This is a genomic window from Streptomyces laculatispora (assembly GCF_017353455.1).
Classification (GTDB): Bacteria; Actinomycetota; Actinomycetes; order Streptomycetales; family Streptomycetaceae; genus Streptomyces; species Streptomyces laculatispora.
The window spans coordinates 1-6,344 of record NZ_JAFMPZ010000567.1 but is presented as its reverse complement, the minus strand read 5'-3'; the positions used below and the strand labels follow the sequence as shown (position 1 = coordinate 6,344).

Annotated in this window: 5 protein-coding genes; 2 read left to right on the top strand and 3 right to left on the bottom strand. The window is 72.4% G+C overall.

All coding sequences use genetic code 11. The features are described from left to right. Positions 1 to 665 (top strand): NAD(P)-dependent oxidoreductase (locus J1C73_RS30130; RefSeq protein ID WP_207319152.1); only part of this gene is annotated, 665 nt, incomplete at its 5' end. Positions 666 to 723: 58 nt separating this feature from the next. Here J1C73_RS30130 and J1C73_RS30125 read toward each other — a convergent pair. Together J1C73_RS30125 and J1C73_RS30120 are read right to left on the bottom strand one after the other, a co-directional pair. Next, positions 724 to 1,485 (bottom strand): TetR/AcrR family transcriptional regulator, encoded by a 762-nt coding sequence (locus J1C73_RS30125; RefSeq protein ID WP_207319151.1) that lies wholly within the window; start codon positions 1,483 to 1,485, stop codon positions 724 to 726. A 93-nt stretch (positions 1,486 to 1,578) separates the two neighbouring features. Next, on the bottom strand, positions 1,579 to 3,102 hold the full coding sequence (locus J1C73_RS30120; protein ID WP_207319154.1) for an MFS transporter: 1,524 nt from the start codon (positions 3,100 to 3,102) through the stop codon (positions 1,579 to 1,581). Positions 3,103 to 3,243: 141 nt separating this feature from the next. On the opposite strand from J1C73_RS30120, the gene J1C73_RS30115 reads away from it, so the two are divergent. Beyond that, on the top strand, positions 3,244 to 4,107 hold the full coding sequence (locus tag J1C73_RS30115; protein WP_207319150.1) for an endonuclease/exonuclease/phosphatase family protein: 864 nt from the start codon (positions 3,244 to 3,246) through the stop codon (positions 4,105 to 4,107). A 38-nt stretch (positions 4,108 to 4,145) separates the two neighbouring features. Here J1C73_RS30115 and J1C73_RS30110 read toward each other — a convergent pair. Then, the coding region (locus J1C73_RS30110) for an ArnT family glycosyltransferase (RefSeq protein ID WP_372446757.1) at positions 4,146 to 6,344 on the bottom strand (2,199 nt) is incomplete at its 5' end.

Sequence of the window (6,344 nt, the reverse complement as noted above, 5' to 3'; positions counted from 1 at the left end):
CCCGGACGGTGGGCCGGATGGGCGAGCGGATCGCGCAGTACGTGCTGGCCTGGGTGCTGGCCGACTGCCAGTCCGTACCGGAGTTCGCCGCGCAGCACGAGCGGGCCGAGTGGCGCCGTATCCCCTCCGAACTCGCCTCCGGGCAGACCGCGTTGATCCACGGCACCGGCCGGATCGGCTCGGCCGTCGCCGGGCTGCTGCGAGCCTGCGGCATCCGGACGGTGGGCGTGGCGCGCACCCCGCGCGCGATCCCCCCGCCCGGCTTCGACGCGACGGCCGGCCCGGACGAGCCGGTGGCCGCCCGCTGGGTGATCGCCGCGCTTCCGCTGACCGGGGCGACGACGGGCTACTTCGGGGCGGACCGGTTCGCGGCCATGGGCGGCGCCTCGTTCATCAACGTGGGCCGGGGCGCGACCGTGGACCTGGAGGCGCTGGAGGCCGCGCTGCACGCGGGGACGGTGGGACGCGCGGTGCTCGACGTGCTGGCGGACGAGCCCGCCGCACCGGGCGACCGCTGCTGGCGGCTGCCCCGGACGGTGGTCACCTCGCACTCCGCGGGCATCACGGCGGACGACGACATCGTCACGGACTTCACGGCGTGCCTGCGGGCGCTCATGGCGGGCCGTGTCCCGGCACTCGCCGTGAACCCCGCACGCGGCTACTGACGGCGGTCGCGGACAGCCCCCGGAGGGACGGGCGCGCGGAGCTCCGGAGGGACGGGCGCTACCCGCGCCCGCGCATCGCCTCGATGCCCGCGATCAGCAGGTCGAGGGCGAAGGTGAAGTCCCGCTCGCGCATCTCCTCGACGGTGTCCCCGCCCCGCGCCTCCATCAGGCTCTGCGAGGCCGCCATCAGCTCCTTCAGCTGCGGCTGGGCGCTGATCGTGCCCAGCGCCTGCCGGTAGAACTCGTCCTGGCTGAGCCCCGCGTCCGCGGAGCGCTGCACGACATGGCCCTCGATGGTGCCGAATCCGTACACGAACTGGAAGACCGCGGACATCGCGCCCGTCTGGTGCCGCAGCGGCAGCGCGGTGGCCCGGACGACGTCCTGCATGGCGTACGAGAAGAGCATCGAGTGCGGGCCGATGTTCAGGAAGTTCCCGGCCAGCGCCGACGCCCAGGTGTGCCGGACGAGCATGCCGCGGTAGCTGTTGGCCAGTTCGCGCAGCCGTTCACGCCAGTCGGCGTCCGTGCGCGGGGGCGCGATCTCGGCGAAGACCGAGTCCAGGGCCAGCTCCAGCAGGTCGTCCTTGGTGTCGACGTACCAGTAGAGGGACATCGCCGTGACGTTCAGCTCGGCGGCGAGGCGGCGCATGGAGAACTTGGCGAGGCCCTCGGCGTCCAGCAGCCGGACCGACGCCGCCGTGATCCGCTCCCGGTCCAGCCCGGCCGGCTGGTCGGATTTCCGGCTGCGCGTCGGTGACCTGCCGTCGAGCCACACACTGGTCCTGGCAGGGTTCTTCACGCGATCGGCCGCGGACACCATGGCGCACTCCCTTGTCTCGCCGGCGGGACGAACCGGGTACGTACTCCATGCCCAAAAACCGGAGTCGTACGGTCCGGTACGTCCCGCCCGATGCTATGCCGGTACCGCGGCCGGGTCAGCCTGGGCCGATTCTCCTCGCTCCGCACGACGCAGCAGCACGGCGGCCAGCAGACCGCCCACCAGCACCGCCGCCGCCCCGACCAGCTGGCTCGTCTCCAGCCCCGAGGCGAAGGCGTCCGTGATGCGCTGCCGCTCCCCCTCGCCGCTCGCGGCGGCCAGCGCGGCGGGCAGCGAGGCCGCCCCGACGGCCGTCGGGACGAGCGCGGCGAACCGGGAGTTCAGCACGGCGCCGAGCACCGCGACCCCGAGGCCGTTGCCGCATTCGGCGAGGGTGCCGTTGACCCCGGCGCCGACGCCCGCCTTCTCCGGCGGGATCGCGCTCATGATCGCGTTGGCCATGGCGGGCATGGCGAGTGCGATGCCCGCACCCATCACGACGAGGCCGACCAGCATGCCCCCGTAGCCCTCCCGGCCGAGCAGCGCGATGACGGCCAGACCGGCGGCGAGCAGCCCCATCCCGGAGGCGATGGTGACGGGCGTGCCGAGCCTGGGCACCAGCCGGGCGCCCAGCCCGGCGAGGTTGAGCACGATGACGCTCAACGCCAGCGGTGCCGTCCGCAGACCGGCCTCCAGCGGACCGTGACCGAGCACGAACTGGAGCTGCTGGGTGAGCAGGAAGAGCGAGCCGCCCATCCCGAACGCGACCAGGATCGCGCCCGCGACCGCGCCGACGAACCGCTGGTTCCGGAAGAAGTGCATGTCCAGCATCGGATACGGGATGTGCAGCTCCCACAGCACGAATCCGGTGAGGACGGCGACCCCGGTGAAGGCGGTCAGCAGCACCTGGCCGGAGGCCCAGCCGTGCCCCGGTCCGGAGATGATCGCGTAGACGACCGCGGCCATGCCGATGGTGGAGAGCAGCGCGCCGAGCAGGTCGGGGCGGTCCCCGGTCGGGTTCTTGGACTCCGGCACCAGCCGCGCCACGGCCACCAGTCCGATCACGGCGACCGGGATGTTGATCAGGAAGATCGCGCCCCACCAGAAGTGGTCCAGCATCACCCCGCCGATCAGCGGGCCGACGGCGAAGCCGAGGGAGCTGACGGTCGACCAGACGCCGATCGCCTTCACCCGCTCGGTGTCGTCGAAGATCTGGACGACGACGGCCAGCGTCGTGGTCATCAGCAGCGCACCGCCGACGCCCATCCCGGCCCGCGCGGCGATCAGTTGCGCGGAGGACTGGGCGAGCCCGGCCACCAGCGAGCCGATGCCGAACAGCGCGAGCCCCGTGATCAGCATCTTCTTGCGGCCGTAGCGGTCGGCCGAACTGCCGGCGGTCAGCAGCAGACCCGACTGGACGAGCGAGTAGGCGTTGATCATCCACTGCACATCGGCGGTGGAGGCGTCCAGTTCGCGGGTGAGGGAGGGGATCGCGACGTTGAGGACGGTGTTGTCGAGCAGCACGGTGAGCTGTGCGAGGCAGATGACACCGAGGATCAGCCAGCGCTGCGGATGGCTCGTCGGCGAGAGGTGGTTCTGCTCGGCGGCGGTCGCCGTCATACGGACTCCCGGACGTTCGGTCATGGCCCTATACGGTGTACAGGGAAGCGGTTGTACACCGTATAGCCGCTCCAGTGCGGCCTACAACCGACTTTCCCGCGATACGGTGCCGATCGCTGATCCGACAAGGGCTGGAGTGGTATGTCACTGCGTCGTCGTACGGTGGAAGTCCTGCTTGCCGCAGGCCTGTTGGGAACGGCGCTCGCGCCTCCCGCGTCGGCCGCCGGGCAGGGCCGGGAGCGGCTGGTGCCCCTGCGTGTCGCCACCTACAACATCCATGCGGGTGCGGGCATGGACAACGTCTTCGATCTCGACCGGCAGGTGACCGAGCTCCGCTCGCTGGACGCGGACGTGATCGGGCTCCAGGAGGTCGACGTCCACTGGGGCGCCCGCAGCGAGTGGCGGGACCTGGCGGGCGAGCTGGGCCGGCGGCTCGGCATGCGGGTGTCGTTCGCCCCGATCTACAGCCTCGACCCGGCGACCGCGGGTGCGCCGCGGCGCGAGTTCGGGGTCGCGGTGCTGTCCCGGTACGGGATCGTGAGCGCCGAGAACCACGACATCACCCGGCTCTCCACCCAGGACCCGAACCCGGTACCGGCGCCCGCTCCCGGATTCGGCGAGGTGGTGCTGCGGGTGAAGGGGCTGCCCGTGCACGTGTACGCGACGCACCTCGACTACCGCGGCGACCCGTCCGTACGCACCGCCCAGGTGGCGGACACCCGCCGGATCATGGCCGAGGACCAGAAGGAGGAGCGGCGGCCGGTGCGGCAGATCCTGCTCGGCGACTTCAACGCGGCGCCGACCGCTCCCGAGCTGGCCCCGCTGTGGGAGAACCTGACGGACATCGAGCCGGGCGGCCCCACCTTCCCGGCGCAGGACCCGGTGCAGCGGATCGACTACGTGGCGGTGTCGAAGGACACCGTGCGGGTACGCGACGCGGCGGTGGCCGAGACGCTTGCCTCGGACCACCGCCCCGTTGTCGCGGACCTGTTGCTGCGGCGCTGAGCCTCAGCCTGCCCTTCGGCCGGGTCAGGTCGGCCGGGTCAGGTCGGCCGGGTCAGGTCGTAGAACGTGGCGCTGCCTGCCGTGACCTTCTTGAAGTTCGCCTCGACCCAGGTGGAGATCTTCGACGAGGTGCCGCTGTTGCCGCCCATGCCGCCACCGCCGCCCTCCCCACTGGAGATGAAGTAGTGGATGCGGCCGTCCTCGACGTACTTCTTGAACTGGGAGAGCGTCGGGGACGGGTCGCTGCCGTTGAAGCCGCCGATCGCCATCACCGGATCGCCGGTGGCGAGCTGGTAACTGGCGGCGTTCTGCGAGCCGATGGCCGCGGCGCTCCAGGTGTAGTCGTCCGCGTTCTTCGCCAGGAGCTTCTTCGCCGCGGCATCCACGGACGCGCCGTTGAGCAGCCCGCCCATGCCGCCGCCACCGCCGCCGCCCCGGAAGCCTTCGCCGGCGCCGGGCATGGCACCCGGCTGCTGACCCTGCTGCCCCTGCTGCTGTCCCGGCTGCGAAGTGCCGGTCCGGCCCTGGCCCTGCCGGCTGCCGGTCGGGGGCTGCCCGCCCTGGCCGCCGGTGGGCGGCTGGCCCGTGCCGCCGCCCTGCTGACTGCCCTGCTGCTTGCCCTGGCCCGGAGGCTGCATGCCGCCGCCGGGACCGCCGCGGCCGCCACCGCCGCCGAAGCCGCCCATCCCGCCGGCGGACGGACCGGCCGTGACGATCGAGCCCTGGTGCCCGGTGTTCAGCGTGTTCAGCGTGTACGCGACCGGTCCGGCCAGCGAGGCGGCGAAACCCAGCCCCACGGCGGTGAGCGCCAGTTGGCGCCCCAGCCGGGCCGCGAGCAGCAGGCCCACCGCGCCCACGAGCCCGGCGACGAGTACGGCCTGCCGCAGCCACGGCAGATAGTCCGGGGTCCGGCCCAGCAGCACGTACGACCAGAGTGCCGTCGCGGCGACGGTGAGCGCGAGCGCGGCCCCCGCCCACCAGCGGGACCGCTCCTCCCAGAGCACCGTGACGCCCATCCCGATCAGCGCCGCGATGTAGGGGACCAGGGCCACCGTGTAGTACTGGTGGAAGATGCCGGCCATGAAGCTGAACACGCCCGCGGTCATCAGCAGCGAGCTGCCCCAGGCGAGGAAGGCCGCCCGGACCGCGTCCGTCCTCCCCCAGCGCTTAATGCCTGGGAGGTGCCCCCCTGCCCGCCAGGTCAGCCAGACGCCCGCGACCAGCAGGATCAGCGCGGCGGGCAGCAGCCAGGAGATCTGGCTGCCGATCTCGGAGTTGAACATCCGGCCGATGCCGGTCTCGCCCCACTGACCGCCGGACCCGCCGCCGGGGCCGCCCCCGCCGCCGACGCTGCCGGTCTCCTCGCCGTTGATCCGGCCGAGCCCGTTGTAGCCGAAGGTCAGCTCAAGGAACGAGTTGTTCTGCGAGCCGCCGATGTACGGACGTGAGGAGGCGGGCCACAGCTCGACGATCGCCACCCACCAGCCGCCCGCGACGGCCGTCGCCAGGGCCGAGAGCCCCAGCTGGCCGAACCGCTTGTGTACGGAGACGGGTGCGGACACCGCGTACAGCACCGCCAGCGGCGGCAGGATCAGGAACGCCTGGAGGGTCTTGGACAGGAAGGCGAGACCCACCGCGACGCCCGCCCACACCAGCCACTTGGTGCGGCCGTGCTCCATCGCGCGCAGCACGCAGTAGACCGTGACGGTCATCAGGAGCGCGAGCATCGCGTCCGGGTTGTTGAAGCGGAACATCAGCGCGGCGACGGGCGTCAGCGCGAACACCGCCATGGTGATCAGCCCGGCGGCGGCGCTGAAGCGGCGCCGTACGGAGGCGTACAGCACCCCGGCCGTCGCCACGCCCATCAGCACCTGCGGCAGCAGGATCGCCCAGGAGCTGAGGCCGAGGACGCGCACCGACAGGGCCATCGGCCACAGGGTGGCCGGGGGCTTGTCGACGGTGATGGCGTTGGCCGAGTCCAGCGAGCCGAAGAAGAAGGCCTTCCAGCTCTGGCTGCCGGCCTGCGCGGCCGCGGAGTAGAAGGAGTTGGCGTAGCCGGACGCGCTGAGGTTCCACAGGTAGGCCACCGTGATGACCAGCAGCATGCCGAGGAAGGCCGGACGCGCCCAGCCGGGGTCCTCGGGCCGGCCCCGCCACACGCGGTGCGGCAACGACCGGCCGGGGCGCCCGTGGTTCACGGTCGCGGCGGCGGGCGGGGGCGCGTCCGGTGGGGAGGT